This window comes from Actinomadura oligospora ATCC 43269, from assembly GCF_000518265.1.
Lineage (GTDB): Bacteria > Actinomycetota > Actinomycetes > Streptosporangiales > Streptosporangiaceae > Spirillospora > Spirillospora oligospora.
On sequence record NZ_JADG01000007.1, the window covers coordinates 155,183 to 176,466 of the forward strand.

Consider the following 21,284-nt stretch of genomic DNA (forward strand, 5'->3'; position numbering starts at 1 on the left):
GCGGAGCATCATGGGGGCGGGGTTGGCGACAAGGAGTTCGGGCATGGGCAGCCGCACGGTGTATCGGACCTGTCCGCTTTGTGAGGCGCTCTGCGGGCTGGAGCTCACGGTGGACGGGGCGGGGGCGATCACGTCCGTGCGGGGGGATCGGGAGGATCCGCTGAGCGCGGGGTTCCTGTGTCCCAAGGGGGCGACGCTCGGGCGGCTCGACGGGGATCCGGACCGGCTGGACGAGCCGCTGGTGCGCGGGGTGCCGGTCGGGTGGGACAAGGCGTTCTCGGCCGTCCGGGACGGGCTGGCGGAGGTGATCGCGCGATACGGGCGGGACGCGGTCGCGATCTACGTCGGGAACCCGGCCGCGCACTCGGTGGCCGGGCCGTTGTACGGGTCGGCGCTGATCAAGGCGCTGGGCACGCGGAACGTGTACACGGCCAGCACCGCCGACCAGATGCCGAAGCACGTGAGCTGCGGACATCTGTTCGGGGACCCGCTCGCGATCCCGGTGCCGGACCTTGACCGGACCGATCATCTGCTGATGCTCGGCGCGAACCCGCTGGAGTCGAACGGGTCGCTGTGCTCGGCGCCCGACTTCGGCGGACGGCTGAAGGCGATCCGCGCGCGCGGCGGACGCGTCGTCGTCGTGGACCCGCGCCGCACCCGAACGGCCGCGCTCGCCGATGAGCACCTGTTCGTCCGGCCCGGGACGGACGCGCATCTGCTGATGGCGCTCGTCCACACGCTGTTCGCCGAGGAGTTGACGGCGGTGCCCCAGGGGCTGCCGCTGAACGGGCTGGACGAGCTGCGCGCGCTGGTCGTCGGGTTCTCGCCGGAGCGGGTCGCGCCGGTCACGGGCGTCCCGGCTGAGGTGATCCGGCGGACGGCCCGCGAACTGGCCGCCGCCGAACGCGCCGCCGTGTACGGACGCATCGGGACGTGTACGCAGGAGTTCGGGACGCTCGCGAGCTGGCTCGTGGACGTGCTGAACATCCTCACGGGCAACCTCGACCACCCTGGCGGCGCGATGTTCCCCCGACCCGCGCACGTGCCGGTCTACCGGCGGCGGCGGCCGTTCACCACGGGCCGCTGGCGCAGCCGGGTGCGCGAGCTGCCCGAGGCCATGGGCGAGCTTCCGGTCGCGACGCTCGCGGACGAGATCGAGACCCCTGGCGAGGGCCAGGTCCGCGCCCTGATCACGGTGGGCGGCAACCCTGTGCTGTCCGCTCCCGACGGTGCCCGTCTCGATCGCCTCCTTCCCTCTCTCGACCTGGTGGTCAGTGTCGACCCGTACCTGAACGAGACGACCCGGCACGCGCACGTCGTGCTGCCGCCGCCGCGCCCCGCGCAGACCCCGCACTACGACCTGGCGCTGCTGGCGTTCACCGTGCGCGACTACGCCCGCTACTCGCCACCCGCCGTCCCGCTCCCGGACGGCCGTCCGGCGGAAACGGAGATCCTCGCCCGGCTCGCAACCCTCGCCGCCAACCCCAACCTCACCCACCCCAACACCTCCCCAGCCCCCGCCGGGGCCGACGCCTCCCCAGCCGAGGCCAACGCCACGTCCGCCCAAGCCGACGCCAACGCCCCCGTCTCGAAGGCCGACGCCGCCCCCGCCGGGGGCGGCGCCTTCACAAGCACGGTCGACGACTCCCCTGCCGTGGCCGAGGCCTCCTTGGCCACGGTCGACGGCTCCCCTGCCGTGGCCGAGGCATCTTTGGCCGTAGTGAGCGGCTCCCCGGCTGTGGCCGAAGCGGCCCGCGCGGGGACTGATGCCTCCTTGGCCGGGGACAGCGGCTCCCCGGCCGTGGCTGACGCGTCCCGTGCGGAAGCCGGGGTCTCCCCGGCCGAGGGCAGCGGGTCTCCGGGCGGGGTGGGGGCGGGGCTTGGGGGGCTGGATGAGTTGGTGATCATGTCTACGCTCGGGCGGGCGGTGGCGGCGGCAGGGTCGCCGGTTCATGGGCGGGATCCCGGCGAGTTGCGCAAGGTGCTGGCGGACGGGTCGTCCACCACCGAGCAGCGGCTGGACATGATGCTGCGACTCGGCCCCTACGGCGAGGGCTTCGGCGCGAACCCGAACGGGCTCACCCTCGCCCGGCTCCGCGACGAGCACCCGCACGGCCTCGACCTCGGCCCCCTCAAGCCGCGCCTGCACGAGGTGCTGTGCACCGCGTCAAGGCGAATCGAGCTGTGCCCGCCCGCGTTCGCCGCGGACACCGACCGGCTCGCCGCCGCCCTGGACGCCCCACGCCCCGACCTCGTCCTGATCGGGCGCAGGCAGCTGCGCTCGAACAACAGCTGGCTGCACAACGTCCCGGAGCTGCTCGGCGGCTCCAACACCTGCACCCTGCACCTGAACCCGGCCGACGCCGAGCGACTCGGGATCGGCGAGGGCGCGCGCGTCCGTGTGACGTCCCGCACCGGCGCCGTCGAGGCCGTCGCCTCACCCACCGACACCGTCATGCCCGGTGTCGTCAGCCTCCCCCACGGCTGGGGCCACGACCTCCCCGGCACCCGCGCCCGGGTCGCCGCAGCCCGGCCCGGAGTCAACGTCAACGCCATCACCGATGATCGGCTCATCGACCCCCTCTCTGGGAACGCCGCGTTCAACGGCGTCCCCGTCACCCTCACCCCGCTGCCCTCACCCCTGTAAAACGTCCGGGCCCGGCAGAACGTTGGGGCCGTTCACCAAGATCTTTTGCCGGGGCCGACCGCCGCGCCCCAGCCCCCGCCCGGCTCCGTTCAGCGGAGTCCCGCCGAGCCGTGCCGGGACGGCCACTCAGCGTCCAACCTGCGGTGATTGATTGGTTTTGCACTGGTAGTGGGTGGTCGATACCGGGTTTAGGGACGCTTACCCACAGGTAGGAATCCCCTCGGCGTGGACGATCCGCCTGACGGAGGGCAAGGGCAAAGGGCACGGGCCGGTCGTCCGAACCGGTCGTCCGGGCCGGCCGCCTCGGGTGGTCGCCGGGCGGGACGGCGACCAGCGTCGCTGGCGTCACCGGCGGTGACGGTCCGCCGGAGACGGACGGGAACGCCAGAGGACGGACGGTTTCGGCCGCCGGAAAAGGGAATCCACCGGGTCCGGAACCGGAGACCCCGGAGCCGGAACCGGGACCGAGGTCAAGCCGGGCCAGGCCGGGCCAGGCCCGCCGGAGCCGAACGCGAGGCACGCACCCGAGGAGGGGACGACCTTGAACCGACGGACGAGCAGCATCTTCCGGCGCGGCCCCCGGCCGCAGGTCAGGCCGCATCCGGTGGACATGGCCGAGAACCTGGAACAGGCGGGATTCCTCGATCGCGCCATCCGGACGATCTCCACCGGCGTCAAGCGGGCGCTCCCCGAGGGCCCGGTCAAGGACGCGCTCCACGGCGTCCCGGTCGGGCATCCGGCGCATCCGCCGCTCACCGACCTGCCGATGGGCTGCTGGGTGTCCTCGGCCGTCCTCGACCTGGTCCCGGGCACGCGGCGGGCGTCGTCCGCGCTGGTCGCGGTCGGTCTCGCCGGGGCCGTGCCGACCGCGCTGACGGGCATAGCCGACTGGTCGGCCCTGCACCGCGAGCAGCAGCGGGTCGGGCTCGTCCACGCGATGGGCACCGCCGCCGCGAGCGCCCTGTACGGCGCGTCCCTGGTCGCCCGCCTGCGCGGCCGGGACGGCGCGGGCCGCACACTGGGCCTCGCGGGCCTCGGCGCGCTGTTCGCGGGCGGCTACCTCGGCGGACACCTCGCCTTCCGGCAGGCCGCAGGCGCCAACCACGCCGACCAGGTCTCCCACCTGGTCACGCTCGGCTGGCACGACCTGTGCCCCGCCACCGACCTCCCGGACGGCTGGCCGGTCCGCCGCACCCTCGGCTACATCAGCCTGTTCGTGCTGCGCGAGGAGGACGACATCCACGTCCTCACCGACCGCTGCAGCCACCTCGCCGGGCCCCTCCACCAGGGCCGGATCACCAATGACGACGACGGCGAGACCTGCGTCGTCTGCCCCTGGCACGGCAGCACCTTCCGCGTCGCGGACGGCTCGGTCGTCCATGGCCCCGCGACCAGCCGTCAGCCCGCCTTCGAGACCCGCGTGAACGAGGACGGCATCGTCCAGGTCCGTCCCCTTTCCTGACCCGGCCGCGACGCCCTGGCAGCGGCCCCGATGGCCGTCCCAAGACCGTCCCAAGGGCGTCGCGAGGGCGTCGCGAGGCATCCCGAGAGCGTCGCGAGGCATCCCGAGAGCGTCGCGAGGCGTCCCGAGAGCGTCGCGAGGCGTCCCGAGAGCGTCGCGAGGGCGTCCCGAGAGCGTCGCGAGGGCGTCGAGCGGATTCCACGCGACACAAGCCGCCACACGAGAAGCGGCCTCCGCCGTCCAGCGACGATCGCGCGCGGACGAGGACCCGGAAAACATGACCGCGCCGGCCGGACGGTCACTCCTTGGCGCGCGGACGAGTGCGGGGAAGCAGGATGGCCGTCGCGATGAGCCAGAGGGTGCCGCCGAAGCGGACGATCGGGACCAGGTAGACGAAGCCGTAAACGGCGAAGGTCAGCGAGGACAGGACGCCGACGACGGCGATCACCAGGCCGAGGACGGCCAGCGGGCGCGGCAGGAGGCGGGCGACCGTGCCCGGCACGGCGACACCCGCGATGAGCAGGGCGGACGTGAGGGAGAAGCCCGGCCCACCGGCGGCGAAGGAGAGGTCGGCGAGGACGCGGGCGAGCGCGGGGCTCGCGTCGGAGGTGAGGCGCGCGCCGGTCCAGGCGGCCATGCCCGAGAGGGCCAGCGAGGACGCGGCGAGGACGCCTCCGGCCAGGGCGATCGCGCTGCCCGGCGCGTTGACGGCGAGGGCGCGCAGCCGCCGGTAGAGGAAGGCGGCGGTCACCGTCAGCGGCGTCGCCGAGGCGATCAGCAGGAACGCGCCGACCTTGATCTGCGCGGAGTGGTCCAGGTCGTGCCGCAGGACGTCCGCCGCGGAGGCCGTCGGCTGCGGCGTGGACGCGTTGACCGCGACGTAGGCGATGGTCAGCGCCACGTAGACGAGGACGGGGACGAGCAGCGGGGGTCCGTGCGGGGCACGGCGGCGCGAGGCGGCCGGGGCGGTCGGTGGGGACGCGGTGGTCATGTCAGCTCCTCAAATCGTTCCACTCTGATAATGATTACAGATTGGAACGATTGTCAACCGGGTACGATCCAGGGCATGACCACGGACCAGCCCCGCCCCGCGCAGGCCACCCCACCCGCGTCCGCGCACGGGGAGGGCCCGCGCGACGCCGCGTCCACGGGGACGTCCTCGGCCGCCGAGGCGTCCGCACAGACGACCGCCGCACAGCCCGCGCAAGGGCCGCCGGTGGGCGTGGCGTTCCTGCTGGCGCAGCTGGGGTCGCATGCGGCGGCGTTGTTCGCGGAGCGGATCGGGACGCTGGACCTGACTCCGCCGCAGGCGGGGTTGCTGCGGATGCTGAAGGCGAGCCCCGGGTGCAGCCAGCGCGAACTCGCCGACCGGCTCGGGATGCCGCCGAGCCGGTTCGTCCCGTTCGTGGACACGATGGAGGAGCGCGGGCTGGTCGAACGCCGCCGCAACCCCGACGACCGCCGCCTGCACGCGCTCTACCTCACCGAGGCGGGCGAGTCCCTCCTGAACGAGCTGCGCTCCATCGCGATGGCGCACGAGGCGGACCTGGCCTCCGCGCTGTCACCCGAGGAGCACCGGCAGCTCACGGGCCTTCTCCAGCGCATCGCCGCCGACCGGGACCTGACGCCCGGCGTCCACCCCGGCTACCGCTCGGTCCGCCCCCGCTGACCCCCACCCGAGGATCAACCCACCCCGCCCCCGCCCGAGGATTCACCCTCGCCGAACCCCGAACCCCGAACCCGAACCCCGAGTCCGAAGCCCGAAGCCCGAAGCCCGAAGCCACGATCAACCGGCCCCGGAGATCAACCCCGCCGAGCCTCGACCCCAGCGTCAGCCCCCGGACGTCTCGGACGTGTCGGGCCCCTCGTCCGAGATCGGGTACTCGACCAGAGCGAGGACGCGGCTGGCCATGAAACGGGCGGTGCGGACGGGGGTCCCGGTGCGGGTGACCTCGCTGACCTCGACGACGCCGCGCCGCGTGTCGACCTCCACGCGGCGGCCGGCGCGGGTGGCGATGACCTCGTAGGTGCGGACGCCCTCGCCGCCCGCGTCGATGACGATCTCGACCCTGTCGCCCTTCATGAGCACCCCTCGCACTGTCGAACGTATATTCGACTCATACCCAGATCAAGGGGCCCGCAACCGTCAAAAACGCAGGTCAGAACAGGAATCTGTAGAGCGCGACGAGCCCGACGACCACGATCACGGCGCGCAGGACGTTCGACGGGATGCGCTGCCCGACCTTCGCGCCGAGCAGCCCGCCGAGGGTCGATCCGGCCGCGATGAGCAGGACGGCCAGCCAGTCGATGTCGGTCCGGCCGGTCGCCCACGACCCGATGAACACGACCGCCGCCGTGCCGTTGACCAGCGCGGACAGCACGTTCTTGGCGGCGTTGACGCGCTGCAGGTCCTCGTTCAGGCCCGTCCCGAGCAGCCCGATCAGGACGATGCCCTGCGCCGCCCCGAAGTACCCGCCGTACACGCCCGCCCCGAACACCCCGGACCACAGCCCCGGCCCGCCGTGCTCCCGCCGCTTCGGACGGTCCTTCAGGTACGCCGCCAGCCTCGGCTGGACGATCACCAGCACCAGCGCGAGGACGATCAGCGCCGGGACGATCACGTCGAACGCCGACGCGGGCAGCTCCAGCAGCAGCAGCGAACCCAGCGCCGCGCCCAGCACGGACGCGCTGCCGAGCCGCAGCAGCCGTCCCCGCTGGCCCGTGAGCTTGTCCCGGTAGCCGTACGCGCCGGTCACCGACCCCGGGACCAGGCCGATGTTGTTCGAGACGTTCGCGGTCACGGGCGGAAAGCCGAGGGCGACCATGGTCGGGAACGTGATGAGCGAGCCGGAGCCCACCACGGTGTTGATCCCTCCCGCGGCGATCCCCGCGGCGAACACCGCGCCCGCGTCGAACCAGTTCACGATCGTCACGTCCCGTATGCCGAGCGTCCTGCAATCACCCGATGGTAGGGAAGGGCGAGTTCACCGGATTGGTCGGGGTCGTCCGCCCACATGCTGAGACGAACGCCGTTCCCGTCCGGGAGCGGCCCCACGGGAGGCCGCCGGGGAGCGGCCCCACGGGAGGGCCGCCGGGGAGGGCCCCGCGGGAGGCCGTCAGTAGGCGGCTCTCGCGTACCAGCGGCCGTTCTGCCGGTCCACGGTGAGGGGGATGCCGAAGCAGTCGGTCAGGTGCGCGGGCGTGAACACCTCGTCCACCTTGCCCGCCGCCACGATCTCGCCCTTGCGCAGCAGCAGCGCGTGCGTGAAGCCGTCCGGGACCTCCTCGACGTGATGGGTGACCATCACGGTCGTCGGGGCGGTCGGGTCGTTCGCCAGGACGCCGAGCCGGCGCACGAGGTCCTCGCGTCCGCCGAGGTCGAGGCCCGCGGCGGGCTCGTCCAGCAGGAGGAGCTCGGGGTCCGGCATCAACGCGCGGGCGATCTGCACCCGCTTGCGCTCGCCCTCCGACAGCGTCACGAACCGCCGCTTGACCAGCTCGGAGCAGCCGAGCGCGTCCAGCAGCCCGATCGCGCGCGCCAGGTCGGTGGACTCGTACTCCTCCCGCCACCGGCCCAGGATCGCGTACGAGCCGGTCAGGACGACGTCGAGGACGGTCTCCCCCGCCGGCACCTTCTGCGCGACCGCCGAGCTCGCGATCCCGATCCGGGGCCGCAGCTCGAACACGTCGGTGCGGCCGAGCTCCTCCTCGAGGATCTCCACCGACCCCTCACTCGGATGGAGCATCGCGGCGGCGATCTGGAGCAGCGTCGTCTTGCCCGCCCCGTTCGGCCCCACGACGACCCATCGGTCGCCCTCGTCCACCGTCCATGTGACGTCGCGCAGAAGGGAGGCTCCCTCGCGCTTGACGCCGACTCCCCGGAGTCGCAGTACCTCGCCGGCCATCGCGCGCCTTTGTCCCCAATCCGACTTCTCAGGTGATCCGATTCGCAAGAGAGAACCTATGCGATTCGCAGCGCTTATGGTGGTCGGCATGGACGCAGGGGCTGACCGAACGGGCTCGACGCGCGACGCGGCGACCGCGCTGTGCGCGTGGGGCAACGCCTGGCTGGCCGGACACGTGGGCCTGGACGAGGCCGTGGACGCGGTCGAGCAGGCCGCCGGGCCGCAGATCGTCGTCGCCTCCCCGGACGACCGGAACCCGTCGTCCGGCCCGGATCTCGCGCTGCCCGGGGCGGCGGGGGACGTTCCGTTGCGGCGGGCGCTCGGCGAGTTGCGGGTGGAGGGGATGGCCGCCCTGCGACTGGCGCTGCCCGTGCCGGGCGATCCGCTAGGACTGACCGGCCCCGCCGCGTTCAACCGCGCGGCGATCGACGCGGAGTGCGCCGTCGTGGCCGTCCTCGCCGACCACGCCGTCGGGTTCGTCCCGCGCGTGGATCTTCGCGGCTCGTCCTACGCGGGCGTCCGGTGGGAGGTGTCGGTGGCGGCGGGCGGACGGCCCGACGTGCCGTCCCTGCCCGAGGCCGAGCGGGATCTGACGATGGCGATGCGCGAGGCCACCGAGGCGCTGGTCACGGTGAACGACGTCGCGCCCGTCCCGCCGGAGATCGCCGACGAGCTGATGAACCTGCGCTCGGCCGGGGCGGACGAGCCGCCGCTCGCGCCCGGGTATCCGCCGCGCGCGCAGCGGACCGCGGCCCGTGCCGTCCACCTCGCGACGGTCGTCCGGCTGGCGCGCCGGATGGACGCGCGCGGCCTGGACGCCCCGCAGATGCGCCGTCGCGACGAGGCCCTGCGGCTGCTCGACCGGGCCGTCCGGCGCGCCGTCGTGTCCGCCTGCGACAGCGTCTTCGACCCCGTCCCCTGACCTGCGGGGGCCTGGCCCGGGAACGCAAAAACGGGGCGTCTCCCTGTGGGAGGACGCCCCGTCGCGGAGGTGGTCCCCGTCAGGCGCGGACCACGATCGTGTTGACGATCTTGTCGGCGAACGTCTGCTTGCGCTCGTCCCACAGCGGCCACAGCCAGCCCACGTAGCAGGCGAAGCTGTCGGCGGCGTGGCAGATCTTCCGCAGGAAGGCCATGCCGAAGCCGATCGGCTGACCGGTGTCGGCGCTCACCAGCTTGATGCCCATCTGGCGCTTGCCGATGGTCTGGCCGGTGGTGCCCTCCTGGTAGAGCAGCCAGAGGCCGAGGCCGAAGGCGGCCGCCGCGCCGACGAGCATCAGCAGGACGCCGAACAGGGCCGCGCCGCCGCTGCCGCCCGTCGCGATGAGGGAGCCGAGGAAGTACAGCACCCCGGCCGGGATGCCGACGATCAGGCCGTCGATGAAGTAGCCGCCGACGCGGGAGCCCCACTCGGCGAGCTGGCCGCCTCCGGCGGGCGCGCCGCCGTAGTAGCCGGGCTGCTGGCCGTAACCCGCCTGCGCCGGGGGCTGCTGGCCATATCCGGGCTGCTGCTGGCCGTAGCCAGGCTGCTGACCGTAGCCAGGCTGCTGACCGTAACCGGGCTGCTGGCCATAACCCGGCTGCTGCGCCGGGGGCTGCTGTCCATATCCAGGCTGCTGCTGGCCGTAGCCCGGCTGCGCCGGGGGCTGCTGACCGTAGCCGGGCTGCTGCTGGCCGTACCCCGGCTGCTGCTGGCCGTACGGGTCGTAGGGGTTGCCCACACTCGCTCCTTGATTGATTGACCCTGTGGTTTTGTGACGTCCGCCGGACCTGGAGGGACTCCACGGATCTGGCCGACGACGGACGCCTGCTCAGACCCGCAGGACGCCGAGCCTGACGAGTTGCCAGAGCTCCGAGATGACGAGTGCGGCCGCGAGGACCCGGCTACGGGTCTTCGGGGCCAGCCCCCACCACCGGGCCCCCAGCCCGAGCGGAGCCAGGGCGATCGCCACGGCTCCGGTGAGCGCCACCGGGTTCGCGAGCACGGCCTGGCCGGGACGGCCCGCGCCGAACTCGAGGAACACGGTCGTGCCCCCGCACAGGGGACAGGGGATCCCGGTGACCGTCCGGAGGGGACAGATCACGCCGGGGTCGTGGACGCGGTGCACCCAGGCCGCGGCGACCGCGGCCGTGGCCATGGCGGCGACCCGCAGGGCGACGCCCAGGGGGCCGCGCCGCGCGGCGACGAGGCTCCGGTCGACGATGCCGCCGAGCGCGCCCCGCGGCCCGCCGGCGACCGTCGGGCCGGTCGTTCCCCCCACCGATTCCTCCGCCTCGATGACACTTTGTCCAGTTGACCCATATATCGGGTCCACCCCGCGCTGGGTCAAGTCGGCACAGGTATCCGCGATGCGACCGTTACCTGGCGCATGACCGGTCTCACCCTGGCAGCAGGGTAGGACATTCCACCCCAACGGGGTGCGCGATTAACGGGATAGGACTTAGCAGGTCAGCCCGCAACCGGTCGGACAGCGTAACAGAACGTGCGCATACGCAGCACCTGCCCTCCAAGCCCCTGAAACCGCCGGTAGAGCCCCCGTGAAGCACACGGAACACCCACGCCGCCCCGAGATGTCCACCCCATGAACCCCCAGCGCCCCCGACCGAAGATTCGCCTCAAGCAACGCGGAAAAAGAACGCCCACCACAACACGAAGACAACACCGGAATGCTCACGCCCGAGCACACGGCGCAGCACGAGGACGGCAGCGAAAGGCGCATCAGCGCACGGGCCGTGGCGTGATGAACGGCACGGACGACACATCAACGCACGGGCCGTGGCGCGAGGGCGACGTTGGAGGGCGCGTAGAGCAACGACCGCAACGCGAAGGCGGCACCGTAAAGCGCGTCAGAGCACGGGCCGTGGCGTGACGGGCGGCACGGACGACACCTCAGAGCACGGGCCGTGGCACGGGCCGTGGCACGGGCCGTGGCGCGAGCTGTGGCGCGAGCTGTGGCGCGAGCTGTGGCGCGAGCTGTGGCGCGAAGGCGATGCCGGAGGACGCGTCAGAGCAACGACCGCGACACGAAGGCGACACCCGGAAAGTGCGTCAGGGCGCGGGCTGTGGCGTGGGGGTGGTGCGGAGGGTGTGTGTTGGCGTGCGCGTGGGCGTGGAGGCGCGCGGAAGGGCACGGGGTGCTGGATCGGTCTGCGCGAAGGGGCGCGTTGCTCGGGGTGCGAGCGCGCGTGCGGCGCGTGGGGGTGTGGAGACCGCGGGCCGGGGTGTGGGAGGACGCCCGTGGGAGCGGGCGGCGCGGCGCGGTGGTGTGGTGGTGCGGCCTGGGGGGTCGGTGGGCGCGCGGCGTCAGGAGTTGGCCGCGGCGCCCACCGTCAGGGGGGCGGCCTGCGGGACGGCGGCGAGGTGGTCGGCCTCGACGACGTCGGCGATGACGGCGGTGATGTTGTCGGGGCCGCCGCCGTCGCGGGCCAGGCCGATGAGCCGGTGGACCGCGCGGGCCGGGTCGGGTTCCGCGGCGAGGACCTCGTAGGCGGTCTGCGGGTCCACGACGTTGGACAGGCCGTCCGAGCACAGCAGGTAGCGGTCGCCGAGGCGGGCCTCGCGCAGGCGCAGGTCGGGCTCGCGGTCCTCGCGTCCGTCCAGCACGCGGTAGAGGACGTGCGAGAGCCTCGACGTCTCGGCCGGGTCCGGGGTCTGGCCGGACTGCTCGGCCTCGGCCTTGAGCAGCTCGTCCATGGTGTGGTCCTGCGTGATCTGGAACAGCTCGTTGTCACGCAGGAGGTAGCCGCGCGAGTCGCCGATGTGGGCGAGGGCGACGCGGGTGCCGTCCCACAGCATGGCGGTGAGCGTGGTGCCCATCCTGGACAGGTCGGGGCGTTCTTCGCGGACGATGCGGAGCTTCTCGTTGGCCTCGGCGACGGCGCGGCCGAGCACCCCGACGAGGTCCTCGACGGGGGCTTCGGCGTCCAGTGAGCGCAGCGATCCGATGACGGTCGAGGACGCCACCTCGCCGCCGGCGTAGCCGCCCATACCGTCCGCCACCGCGATGAGCCGGGCCCCGGCGTAGCCGGAGTCCTCGTTGTTCTCCCGGCTGCATCCGATGTCGCTGCCTGCTGCGTACCTGATTGCTACGTTCATACCGATTTCGATGACGATCCTGTCAGTGGAAGTTGTTCTATCAGTCCGCGACGAGTCCGTGCCGGACGGCATGGAGCGCCGCCTGCGTCCGATCCTGCACTCCCAGTTTCATGAGCAGATTACTGACGTGCGTCTTGACCGTCTTCTCGGAGACCACGAGGGCGCGCGCGATCTCCCGGTTGGACCTGCCCCGCGCGATCTGCACGAGCACCTCACGCTCCCTGTCGGTCAGCGCGGCCAGGCCGCGGTCGTCATGCCGTCCGTCGCCGGCCGCGTCGGCGCCGAGCACCGCCTCGGCCGCGTCCGGCGCGAACAGCACGTGTCCGTCGTGGACCGCGCGGATCGCCTGGACGAGCGCCCGCGGATCGACGTCCTTGTACAGATACCCAGCCGCACCCGCCTGTACTGCCGGCAGCACGTGGCCCCGCTCGGTGACGCTGGTGAGCACCAGCACCCTCGCCGCGACCCCGCGAGCACGCAGTTCGGTGAGCGCGGCCAGGCCGCCCGCGCCCGGCATCTTCAGGTCCATGAGCACGATATCGGGCTCCAGCCGCTCGGCCATGGACACCGCCTCGACGCCGTCCGCGGCCTCGCCCACCACCTCGATGTCGTCCTGGATACCGAGGTAGGTGCGCAGCCCCTGCCGGACGACCGGATGGTCGTCGGCGATCAGCACCCGGATCGCGGCGGAGGTGCGCGCCGCGCCTCCGCCGGTGTCGGTCACAGGGCCGCTCACAGGGCCACCTCCACACGGACCACCGTGCCCCGGCCGGGCGCGGTGTCGATCGACAGTGTGCCCCCGATCGAGTGCGCACGGTCCCGCATCGAGTCGAGTCCGAGGCCGTTCGGGCCTCCGCTCCCGGGCGTGTCGCCTTTTCCGGAGCCGTTTCCCGCGCCGTTCCGCACGCCGACGCCCGCGCGGTTCGCGGGCGTGTCGGACTTCGCGGGAGTGTCGGACGGCGTGAACCCCCTACCGTCGTCGGCGATCTCCAGCGTGACGGCGTCCGCGGCGGAGGCGAGCCGGACGCGCACGGTGCTCGCCCCGGCGTGTCGCAGCGCGTTGTGGAGGGCCTCCTGCGCGATCCGGAACAGGCCGAGCTCGGCTTCTTCGGGGAGGCCGACCGCGCCGTCCGCGTCGCACACCACGCGCGCGTCGAAGGCGCGGTCGAGGACCTCCGCGTGCTTGCGCAGGGACGCGGCGAGCCCGTCGGCGAGGTCGGCCGGACGCAGCTCGAAGATCACCGCGCGCAGCTCGGCGAGCGCGTCCGCGGCGAGTTTTTCGACCTGGTCGAGCTCCTGGACGGCCCGCGCCGGATCCCGCTCGGCCAGCGCGGACGCCGCGCGTGCGGTGAGCCTCAGGGAGAACAGCTTCTGGGCCACGGCGTCGTGCAGCTCACGTGCGAGCCGGGTGCGCTCGGCGACGACGGTCAGCTCACGGTTCGCCTCGTAGAGCCGCGCGTTGGTGATCGCGATCGCGGCGTGCGCGGCGAACAGCGTCAGCAACTCCTCGTCCCGCGCGCAGAACCCGGGCCCCGCCTCCGTACAGTCCGGAGCACCACCCTCACCCGAAGCCCCGTCGCCGCCCACAGCGCCCCCACCACCGGAAGCCCCGCCGCCACTGGGAGTGCCGTCACTGCTGGGAGCACCGCTGTCGCCCGTGGCAGCGCCGCCCGCAGCAGGCCCGCTTGGGGCGGGGCCGCCCGTAGCAGGCCCGCTCGTAGCGGGGCCGCTCGTCGCAGGACCGCTCGTCGCAGGACCGCTCGTCGCAGGACCGCTCGTCGCAGGCCCGCCCGTGGCAGGGCCGCTTGTAGCGAGCCCGCTCGTGGCAGGGCCGCTCGTAGCGGGGGCGCTTGGGGCGGGGGCGCTCGTGGCGAGCCCGCTTGGGGCGGGGCCGCTGGTGCAGGTGCTGCTGGTGCAGGTTCCGCTCGCGTAGGCGCAGACCGTGGGAGGACGGGACGAGGGCTGGCGGCGGTTGGCGAGGAAGATGATGCCGAGCACCTGGTCGCCGTCCCGGATCGGGACGCCGAGGAAGTCCTTCAGGACGGGGTGCGCGGCGGGCCAGCCCTCGAACTCGGGGGCGCGGCGGATGTCGGCGAGCCGCTTGGGCTCGTTGTCGCGGAGCATCGCGGCGAGCATGCCGTGCTGGCGGGGCATGGGGCCGATCCGGTCCCACTGGGCGGAACTGACGCCCTCGACGACGAACTCGGCGAACGAGCCCTGGTCGTCCGGGACGCCGAGGGCGGCGTAGCGGGCGTCCAGCAGGCGGGCGGCGGCGCGGACGATCACCTGGAGCACCTCGCGGACCGACAGGTGCCGGGTGACCGCGAGGACGGCGGAGCTGACCGCGTGCAGCGTGGCTTCCTCGCCCGTCCGCGAGCCGGGCTCGCCCGGATACGTGCCCGCGGTCACGCGAACACCGGCTTCGGCAGGGACACGAGCGTCCGAGGCCACGCGAGCACCGACTTCCGCAGGCACGCGAGCATCCGCGGCCAGACGGGCACCGGCTTCCGCAGCTACGCACGTGTCCGAGGCCACACGGGCACCGGCTTCCCCGGACACGCGAACTTCCGCCGCCACGCGGGCACCGGCTTCCCCGGGCACGCGAGCTTCCGCCGCCACGCGGGCACCGGCTTCCGCAGCTACGCACGCATCCGTGTCCGCAGGCACGCGCGTGTCCGAGGCCACACGGGCATTAGCTTCCCTGGCCTCACGAGCATCCGCGCCTGCGGGCACGCGGGCACCGGCTTCCGTGGGCACGCGGGCATCCGCGTCCGCGTCTGCGGGCGCGCGAGCGCTCGCGTTCGCGCCCGCGCGCGCGTTTCCGCAGCCCACCTCGGATGCGCCCATACCGGTCCCGTCCGGCCCTTCACCGTCGTCGGTGAGCGCCCGTGCGCCCGCCTGTGAAGACCGTACTCGGTGGACGCCATACGGCGAATCAGCCCGTGGGCCGGACTCCGCCGTCCGCCCGTCATCCGCCCGGACGAGCCTCGCGTCCACGCCCCTCCCCCTTCAGCGCTATGACCGTCTTTCGGTAGTATTCGCCGATTTTCATGATCTTCGAGATCGGGGTTTCCTTGAGGCTTTCCCTCCGGTCGGTGACCGTGTTCACCGCCGCCTCTGCGACCGTCCTGACGGTCGTCCCTTCCCCCGCGCACGCGTCTGTACCCTCCGCTGCCGCAAAGGGCACGTGGCGCGTCTCCCTCCACACGTCCGCCGGGACGACCGCGACCACGACCGTCGCCACGTCCAAGCGGACCGCCTGGACGTTCACCACGAACGACCAGGGTTCCAAGGCTCGCGCCTTCCACCTGTCCGGCGGCAGGTGGCGCGCCTCCGCCCTGCCCCGGACGGTCGACAGTCCTGTCATCGAAGCGGCTGCCTCGTCCGACCGGAACGTCTGGGCCGCGACGATGGGGGAGCTTCCGGCCCCGCCCGCGGCCTCCGTGAACCGGCTCCTCGCCGAACGTCCAGCCCTGCGCTCCGCCGCCGCAGCCGGTGTCAAGCGTGTCCCGGCGCGCGTCCTGCGCTGGAACGGACGCTCCTGGACGACCATGAAGTCGTTCCCGGGAACGACGGTGACGGCCATCGCCGCTCCGGGCGCACGCGACGTCCGGATCTTCGGCATGCTGATGGGCAAGGGCGATCCGACGGCCATCATGTGGCGCTACAACGGCAAGACCTGGAAGCGGACGGTCACCAAGACCATGGTCACTGGCGTGGCCGTCCGATCGTCACGGGACATCTGGGCGGCGGCCTTCGAGACCTCTGACGACGGCCACGAAGTCATCCTGCACTTCGACGGACGCTCCTGGAGGCGCGAGCGTCTTCCCCTTCCCTCCGGTGAAGTGAACTTCTCCGGCATCACCGCCGGCCGCGACCGCGTCTGGGTGACCGGCGACGGCATCACCAACCAGACCTACGCCTTCGTCCGGGACCGGCGCGGCTGGCGCCGGGAGCGGATCCCCGGCGCGACCGACCTCGGGCCGAGGTCCCGTCCGTTCCTCACCGACCGGGGCGAGCTCGCGTTCATCACGATGCTGGTCAGCGAGAACACCCCACCCGCCTACCGCGAGCGCGCGATCATGTTCTATCGCAAGAGCACCGGTAAATGGCATGTGGACGTCGTCCCGCAGAAGCTGGCCGGACGCGGCTTCGAGCCTTGGGGCGACACGGCTCCGCTGCGCGGCAGCGGGACAATCCTGGTCGGAGGCTCCCTGACCGGTTCCCGTGCCTCGGAGGCGGCCGTGGCGGTCTACCGGCCGAACCACTGACCCGGGGCCCTAGGACCAAGGGCTGAGGCTCGGGCGCCCGCGTGGCCGATGTGCCGCGCGGGCGCGCGAAATAGCGTCGTCGGCATGACGAAGACCGCACTGATCACCGGAGCGTCCAAGGGGCTGGGCCGTGCGCTCGCCGCCGAACTCGTCCGCGATGGCTGGACGGTCATCGTCAACGCACGGTCGGCGGAGGCCCTCGCCGAAGCCGCCGCCGGGCTCGGGCCGGGCGTCGTGACCGTCCCCGGGGACGTGACCGACCCGGCGCACCGGGACGATCTGGTCCGGGCCGTCACCGAGGCGGGCGGGATCGACCTGCTGGTGAACAACGCGGGCACGCTCGGCACGACGCCGCTGCCGCGCCTCGCCGACCAGCCCCTGGACGACCTCGAGGCCGCGTTCCGCACCAACGTCACCGCGCCGCTGGCGCTCATCCAGGCGTTCCTGCCGGGGCTGCGCGAGCGGGGCGGGGCGATCCTCAACATCAGCTCGGACGCGGCGGTGAAGCCCTACGAGACGTGGGGCGGCTACGGCTCCACGAAGGCCGCCCTCGAGCAGCTCTCGCACGTTCTGGCGGCCGAGGAGCCGGGCCTCGCGGTCTGGTGGGTCGAGCCGGGCGACATGCGCACCGACATGCTGCGCGCCTCCGGCGAGGACGCGGACGCCGCGCCGCCGCCCGAGCACGCCGCCGCCGCCCTGCGCACCCTGATCGAGGAGCGCCGCCCGAGCGGACGTCACCGCGTCGCCGACCTCGCGAACCCGACCATTTCGGAAGGCAGCGCACAATGACGACTGTGCTGGAACCCGATCCCCCCACCGAACCGTCGGACGACGCCCTCGCCGAGACCGCCACCCGTACCGAAGACGCCCCCACCGACGCGGTCGTCGACCCGTCGCCGGAGGGCGTCGCCGAGGAGCGGACGGGCGGCGTCTGGAGCGGCAGGATGCTGGTGCCGACGCTCGGCATCGTGCTCGTTGTGACGCTGCTGGCGTTCGAGGCGATGGCCGTCGGGACGGTCATGCCGGTCACGGCGCGCGACCTGGACGGCCTCTCGCTGTACGGCTGGGGGTTCAGCGCGACGCTGATCGCGAGCCTGCTGACCACCGTGCTGTCCGGCGGCTGGGTGGACCGTTCCGGGCCGAGTCGTCCGCTGATGACCGGGCTGGCGCTGTTCGTCGTGGGACTCGCGGCGGCCGGGGCCGCGCCCACCATGTGGATCTTCATCGGGGCGCGCACCTTCCAGGGGCTCGGCACCGGGATCGCGATGGTCTCGATGTACGTCCTGATCGCCCGCGTCTACCCCGAGGAGCTGCGCCCGCGCGTGTTCGCGGCGCTGTCGGCCGCGTGGGTCCTGCCGGGGCTGATCGGCCCGGCGGTCGGCGGGCTGGTCGCCCAGCACGCCGGATGGCGCTGGGTGTTCCTGGGGCTGATCCCGCTGGTCATTCCGGCCGCGGCGATGCTGGTCCCGGCGCTGCGGAACATCCTTCCGAGCGAGCAGGCGGCCCAGCGCACCACGACCGCCCGCTACGTCGCGGCGGTCGCCGTCGCGGGCGGCGCGGGCGTGCTGCTGTTCGGCTTCCAGCACCCCGGGATCATCATGGTGCTCGGCGTGGCGGCCGGGCTGGCCGGGCTGGGTTTCGGCCTGCCGAAAATGCTCCCCGCCGGGACGCTGCGGTTCCGGCGCGGGCTGCCGAGCGTGGTGCTGGTGCGCGGCCTGCTGTCCGGCACGTTCGCCGGGATGGAGGTGTTCATCCCGCTCGCGCTGACCAGCCTGCACAAGTTCAGCCCCGCCGAGGCGGGCGTCGTGATGACGCTCGGCGCGCTCGGCTGGTCGGGGGCGTCGCAGATCCAGGGCCGGTCCAAACGGTCCCGGCAGTTCTTCGTCCGGCTGGGCGCGGTGCTGGTCACGGCCGGGATCGCGGGCGCCGCCGTGGCCGTCCAGATCAGCGGATGGGCCGCCGCGCCCGCCTGGACCCTCGGCGGCGCGGGCATGGGCTTCGCGATCAGCAGCCTCAGCGTCCTGATCCTGAACAACTCGCCCGAGGAGGAGCAGGGCGTCAACTCGGCCGCGCTCCAGATCGCCGACAATCTCGGCTCCTCGCTGTTCGTCGGGGCGGCGAGCGCCCTGGTCGCCGCCATCGGCACCGACCGCCTCGGCACCGGCCTCGGCGTCTCGAGCGTCCTGCTGACCTCGCTCGCCGCCGTCGGCGTCATCGCCGCCCTCCGCGTCACGCCACGCCCGACGACCTGACCGGACGCGTCGCGGCCACCGTCCGCCGCGGCTTGTGACGGCCTTTCCGCCCGCCGTCCGGCGGACGGCTCCGAGTGGACTGCCGCGTCCCGGGCGGGCGCGGCAGAGAACGTCTCCTTCCTTCTCCCGGCCTCCGCCCTCGGGGGCCGACCCTGGAGTTCGTCATGTCCGAAACCCTGGATTTCGCCCTTCCAGCCGACCTGGAGGCCCACGAGCCGCCCGAGGCGCGTGGACAGACCCGCGACGGCGTCCGGCTGCTGGTGGGACGGGCCGCGACCGGCGCGGTGACCCACCACGCGTTCCGCGAGCTGCCCGGCCTGCTGCGACCCGGGGACCTGCTGGTGGTCAACACGTCCGCGACGCTGCCCGCCGCCGTCCGGCTGGACCGGCTCGCCGTGCACTTCTCCACCCCCGTCCCCGACGTGGACGGCCCCGGCTCCGACGGCCGCGACTGGCTCGTCGAGCTGCGGCGGCGCTCCGGCAAGGGGAGCACCCCCTACCACGGCGGCAGCCCCGGCGAGTGGATCCCGATGCCGGACGGCGTCACGCTGCGGCTCGTCCGGCGGCACAGCGACCGGCTGTGGCACGCCCGGCTCAGCACCCCCGTCGTCCCCTACCTGCGGCGGAACGGCGTCCCGATCAGGTACGGCTACGTCCGGCGGGACTGGCCGACCGCCGCCTACCAGACCGCCTTCGCGCTCGACCGGGCCGACGGCGGCGCGGAGATGCCGAGCGCGGCCCGCCCGTTCACGCCCGAACTGGTCACCGGGCTCGTCGCGCGCGGCGTCCTGGTCGCGCCGCTCGCCCTGCACACCGGCGTCGCGTCCCCCGAGGCGCACGAGCCGCCGTACGCCGAGCGCTACCGCGTCCCGGAGCCGACCTGGGACCTGGTCCGCCACATCCGTGATCACGGCGGACGGGTGATCGCCGTCGGCACCACGGTCGTCCGCGCTCTGGAGACCGTCGCGGCGGGCGGCCCCCTCACCGGCTGGACCGACCATGTCGTCACCCCCGAGCGCGGCGTCCAGGCCGTGAACGGCCTGCTCACCGGCCTGCACGAGCCGAAATCGTCCCATCTGATGATGTTGACCGCGATAGCCGGACGCCCCCTCCTGTCGGCCCTCTATGCCGCCGCCCTCGACGAGCGCTACCTTTGGCACGAATTCGGGGACCTCAACCTCGTCCTGCCCGACTAGCCCGTGAACCCCGGGCAGGACGGGCTGAACGCTCGGCGTCCGCATGGTGGACGTCACAGACGGGCGCGTGGCACGGCCGGTACCGTGGTGAACAGCATGGACGGCACAGCACAGCGCACGCTCCTCATCACGCTCACCGGCCGCGACCGCCCCGGGGTCACGTCGCGGCTCTTCGCCACCCTTGCGGGCTTCCCCGTCACGGTCGCCGACGTGGAGCAGGTCGTGATCCGCGGCCGGCTCGTCCTCGGCGTCCTGGTCTCCTACGCCGACGGGGCCGACATCGGACGGGTCTGGACGGCCGCCGAACGCGTCGCGACGGACCTCGACATGGAGGTCGAGCTGTCCACCGGGCGCGACCGGGCGGTGCCACGGCGCCGCGGGCGGCTGCACGTGACCGTGCTCGGCGCCCCGCTCCTGCCCGCCGCGATGGCCGGGATCGCCGGGCGGATCGCCGCGAACGGCGCCAACATCGACCGCATCGAGCGGCTCGCCGGATACCCCGTGACCTGCATCGAGATGGACGTCTCGGGCGCCGACAAGACCACCCTGCGCGCCGCGCTCGCCCAGGAGGCCGCCGAACGGCAGGTCGACGTGGCCGTCCAGCCGGGCGGGCTGCAGCGCCGGGCCAAGCGGCTGATCGTCATGGACGTGGACTCCACCCTCATCCTGGGCGAGGTCATCGAGCTGCTCGCCGAGCAGGCGGGCTGCCTGGACGAGGTCGCCAAGGTCACCGGGGCCGCGATGCGCGGCGAGCTGGACTTCGAGGGGTCGCTGCGGGAGCGGGTCGCGCTGCTGGCCGGGCTGGACGCGGGCGCGCTGGAGATCGTCCGGAAGAAGATCGAACTGGCCGCCGGGGCGCGCACGATGGTCCGCACGCTGAAGCGGCTGGACTACAAGTTCGCGATCGTCTCCGGCGGGTTCACGCAGGTCACCGACGCCCTCGTGGAGGACCTCGGGATCGACTACTCGGCCGCCAACACCCTGGAGGTCCAGGACGGCCGCCTCACCGGACGCGTCGTCGGGCCGGTGATCGACCGGGCGGGCAAGGCCGCCGCCCTGGAGCGGTTCGCCCGGGAGGCCGGGATCCCGATCAGCCAGACGGTCGCGATCGGCGACGGCGCGAACGACCTGGACATGCTGCAGGCCGCGGGCCTCGGCATCGCCTACAACGCCAAGCCGGTCGTCCGGCAGGCCGCCGACACCGCCGTGAACGTCCCGTACCTGGACACGATCCTGTTCCTGCTGGGCATCAGCCGCGAGGACGTCGAGGCGGCCGACGCCGCCGACCCCTCCGTCGGCTGACGCGACCGGCCGTCCCCGGGACGGCCAGCGGAGTCGACCCGCAGCGGTGACGGCCAGCGGCGGTGACCGCTGGCACGGGCCACCGGGGCTCCACGGACGAGCGGGAGCGCCTTCCGCGGGTCTCCCTGGACGCCGCGAAACGGCCGGGGTCCA

At 73.2% G+C, this 21,284-nt stretch carries 18 protein-coding genes; 9 read left to right on the plus strand and 9 right to left on the minus strand.

Annotated features, from left to right (window positions below):
* The first annotated feature begins 43 nt into the window (after window positions 1-43).
* Together P696_RS57970 and P696_RS0110060 are read left to right on the plus strand one after the other, a co-directional pair.
* Window positions 44-2,647 (plus strand): molybdopterin-dependent oxidoreductase, encoded by a 2,604-nt coding sequence (locus tag P696_RS57970; RefSeq protein WP_245627591.1) that lies wholly within the window; start codon window positions 44-46, stop codon window positions 2,645-2,647.
* Window positions 2,648-3,188: 541 nt separating this feature from the next.
* Complete coding sequence (locus P696_RS0110060; RefSeq protein ID WP_026412246.1) at window positions 3,189-4,109, plus strand: Rieske (2Fe-2S) protein; 921 nt, start codon at window positions 3,189-3,191, stop codon at window positions 4,107-4,109.
* Between the two features lie 298 nt (window positions 4,110-4,407).
* On the opposite strand, the gene P696_RS0110065 is transcribed toward P696_RS0110060, so the two are convergent.
* Window positions 4,408-5,100: a DUF4386 family protein gene (locus tag P696_RS0110065; RefSeq protein WP_026412247.1), complete on the minus strand. Its 693-nt coding sequence runs from the start codon at window positions 5,098-5,100 to the stop codon at window positions 4,408-4,410.
* 75 nt (window positions 5,101-5,175) lie between these two features.
* Here P696_RS0110065 and P696_RS44480 point away from each other — a divergent pair, with 75 nt between their 5' ends.
* Window positions 5,176-5,778 carry a MarR family winged helix-turn-helix transcriptional regulator gene (locus P696_RS44480; protein WP_084337185.1) on the plus strand — a complete coding sequence of 201 codons (603 nt, stop codon included), beginning with the start codon at window positions 5,176-5,178 and terminating at the stop codon, window positions 5,776-5,778.
* A gap of 162 nt (window positions 5,779-5,940) precedes the next feature.
* Here the strand turns inward: P696_RS44480 and P696_RS0110075 are convergent, their stop codons facing one another.
* From P696_RS0110075 to P696_RS0110085, 3 genes are all read right to left on the minus strand, one after another.
* Window positions 5,941-6,192, minus strand: coding sequence for a hypothetical protein (locus tag P696_RS0110075; protein ID WP_026412248.1), 252 nt, complete (start codon window positions 6,190-6,192; stop codon window positions 5,941-5,943).
* 76 nt (window positions 6,193-6,268) lie between these two features.
* Complete coding sequence (locus P696_RS0110080; protein WP_026412249.1) at window positions 6,269-7,033, minus strand: sulfite exporter TauE/SafE family protein; 765 nt, start codon at window positions 7,031-7,033, stop codon at window positions 6,269-6,271.
* Between the two features lie 192 nt (window positions 7,034-7,225).
* The gene (locus tag P696_RS0110085; protein ID WP_026412250.1) at window positions 7,226-8,014 is read right to left on the minus strand and encodes an ABC transporter ATP-binding protein; all 789 of its coding nucleotides are present in this window, start codon (window positions 8,012-8,014) and stop codon (window positions 7,226-7,228) included.
* A gap of 88 nt (window positions 8,015-8,102) precedes the next feature.
* On the opposite strand from P696_RS0110085, the gene P696_RS0110090 reads away from it, so the two are divergent.
* The gene (locus tag P696_RS0110090; RefSeq protein WP_051467353.1) at window positions 8,103-8,936 is read left to right on the plus strand and encodes a hypothetical protein; all 834 of its coding nucleotides are present in this window, start codon (window positions 8,103-8,105) and stop codon (window positions 8,934-8,936) included.
* A gap of 79 nt (window positions 8,937-9,015) precedes the next feature.
* On the opposite strand, the gene P696_RS0110095 is transcribed toward P696_RS0110090, so the two are convergent.
* The 5 genes from P696_RS0110095 to P696_RS54155 all read right to left on the minus strand — a co-directional run bounded on the left by P696_RS0110095 (window position 9,016) and on the right by P696_RS54155 (window position 14,519).
* A complete protein-coding gene (locus tag P696_RS0110095) occupies window positions 9,016-9,735 on the minus strand; it encodes an RDD family protein (RefSeq protein WP_211245686.1) in 720 nt (239 codons plus the stop codon).
* Window positions 9,736-9,825: 90 nt separating this feature from the next.
* Entirely contained in the window at window positions 9,826-10,275 is a 450-nt protein-coding gene (locus P696_RS44485) for a DUF2752 domain-containing protein (protein WP_245627592.1), read from the minus strand.
* A 1,043-nt stretch (window positions 10,276-11,318) separates the two neighbouring features.
* Window positions 11,319-12,110, minus strand: a complete 792-nt coding sequence (locus tag P696_RS0110105) for a PP2C family protein-serine/threonine phosphatase (protein WP_026412253.1) — start codon at window positions 12,108-12,110, stop codon at window positions 11,319-11,321.
* Window positions 12,111-12,150: 40 nt separating this feature from the next.
* Window positions 12,151-12,846, minus strand: coding sequence for a response regulator (locus P696_RS0110110; protein ID WP_051467249.1), 696 nt, complete (start codon window positions 12,844-12,846; stop codon window positions 12,151-12,153).
* Window positions 12,843-14,519 (minus strand): GAF domain-containing sensor histidine kinase, encoded by a 1,677-nt coding sequence (locus P696_RS54155; RefSeq protein ID WP_245627593.1) that lies wholly within the window; start codon window positions 14,517-14,519, stop codon window positions 12,843-12,845. The genes P696_RS0110110 and P696_RS54155 overlap by 4 nt, the downstream gene beginning before the upstream one ends.
* A gap of 686 nt (window positions 14,520-15,205) precedes the next feature.
* Here P696_RS54155 and P696_RS0110125 point away from each other — a divergent pair.
* From P696_RS0110125 to serB, 5 genes are all read left to right on the plus strand, one after another.
* The gene (locus P696_RS0110125) at window positions 15,206-16,381 is read left to right on the plus strand and encodes a hypothetical protein (protein ID WP_157429608.1); all 1,176 of its coding nucleotides are present in this window, start codon (window positions 15,206-15,208) and stop codon (window positions 16,379-16,381) included.
* Window positions 16,382-16,465: 84 nt separating this feature from the next.
* Window positions 16,466-17,170 (plus strand): SDR family NAD(P)-dependent oxidoreductase, encoded by a 705-nt coding sequence (locus P696_RS0110130; protein ID WP_026412257.1) that lies wholly within the window; start codon window positions 16,466-16,468, stop codon window positions 17,168-17,170.
* The gene (locus tag P696_RS44495; protein ID WP_051467253.1) at window positions 17,167-18,633 is read left to right on the plus strand and encodes an MFS transporter; all 1,467 of its coding nucleotides are present in this window, start codon (window positions 17,167-17,169) and stop codon (window positions 18,631-18,633) included. Before P696_RS0110130 ends, P696_RS44495 begins: the two co-directional genes overlap by 4 nt.
* 164 nt (window positions 18,634-18,797) lie before the next feature.
* Window positions 18,798-19,829, plus strand: coding sequence for an S-adenosylmethionine:tRNA ribosyltransferase-isomerase (locus tag P696_RS0110140; protein ID WP_034484084.1), 1,032 nt, complete (start codon window positions 18,798-18,800; stop codon window positions 19,827-19,829).
* A gap of 96 nt (window positions 19,830-19,925) precedes the next feature.
* Entirely contained in the window at window positions 19,926-21,131 is a 1,206-nt protein-coding gene (gene serB / locus P696_RS0110145; protein ID WP_034484297.1) for a phosphoserine phosphatase SerB, read from the plus strand.
* Window positions 21,132-21,284: the final 153 nt, after the last annotated feature.

Bases quoted from the DNA above. Each gene is read 5' to 3' on its own strand.
- P696_RS57970 (WP_245627591.1), top strand. From the start codon at position 44: ATGGGCAGCCGCACGGTGTATCGGACCTGTCCGCTTTGTGAGGCGCTC.
- P696_RS0110065 (WP_026412247.1), bottom strand. From the start codon at position 5,100: ATGACCACCGCGTCCCCACCGACCGCCCCGGCCGCCTCGCGCCGCCGT.
- P696_RS44480 (WP_084337185.1), top strand. From the start codon at position 5,176: ATGACCACGGACCAGCCCCGCCCCGCGCAGGCCACCCCACCCGCGTCC.
- P696_RS0110075 (WP_026412248.1), bottom strand. From the start codon at position 6,192: ATGAAGGGCGACAGGGTCGAGATCGTCATCGACGCGGGCGGCGAGGGC.
- P696_RS0110085 (WP_026412250.1), bottom strand. From the start codon at position 8,014: ATGGCCGGCGAGGTACTGCGACTCCGGGGAGTCGGCGTCAAGCGCGAG.
- P696_RS0110090 (WP_051467353.1), top strand. From the start codon at position 8,103: ATGGACGCAGGGGCTGACCGAACGGGCTCGACGCGCGACGCGGCGACC.
- P696_RS0110105 (WP_026412253.1), bottom strand. From the start codon at position 12,110: ATGAACGTAGCAATCAGGTACGCAGCAGGCAGCGACATCGGATGCAGC.
- P696_RS0110130 (WP_026412257.1), top strand. From the start codon at position 16,466: ATGACGAAGACCGCACTGATCACCGGAGCGTCCAAGGGGCTGGGCCGT.
- P696_RS44495 (WP_051467253.1), top strand. From the start codon at position 17,167: ATGACGACTGTGCTGGAACCCGATCCCCCCACCGAACCGTCGGACGAC.
- P696_RS0110140 (WP_034484084.1), top strand. From the start codon at position 18,798: ATGTCCGAAACCCTGGATTTCGCCCTTCCAGCCGACCTGGAGGCCCAC.
- serB (WP_034484297.1), top strand. From the start codon at position 19,926: ATGGACGGCACAGCACAGCGCACGCTCCTCATCACGCTCACCGGCCGC.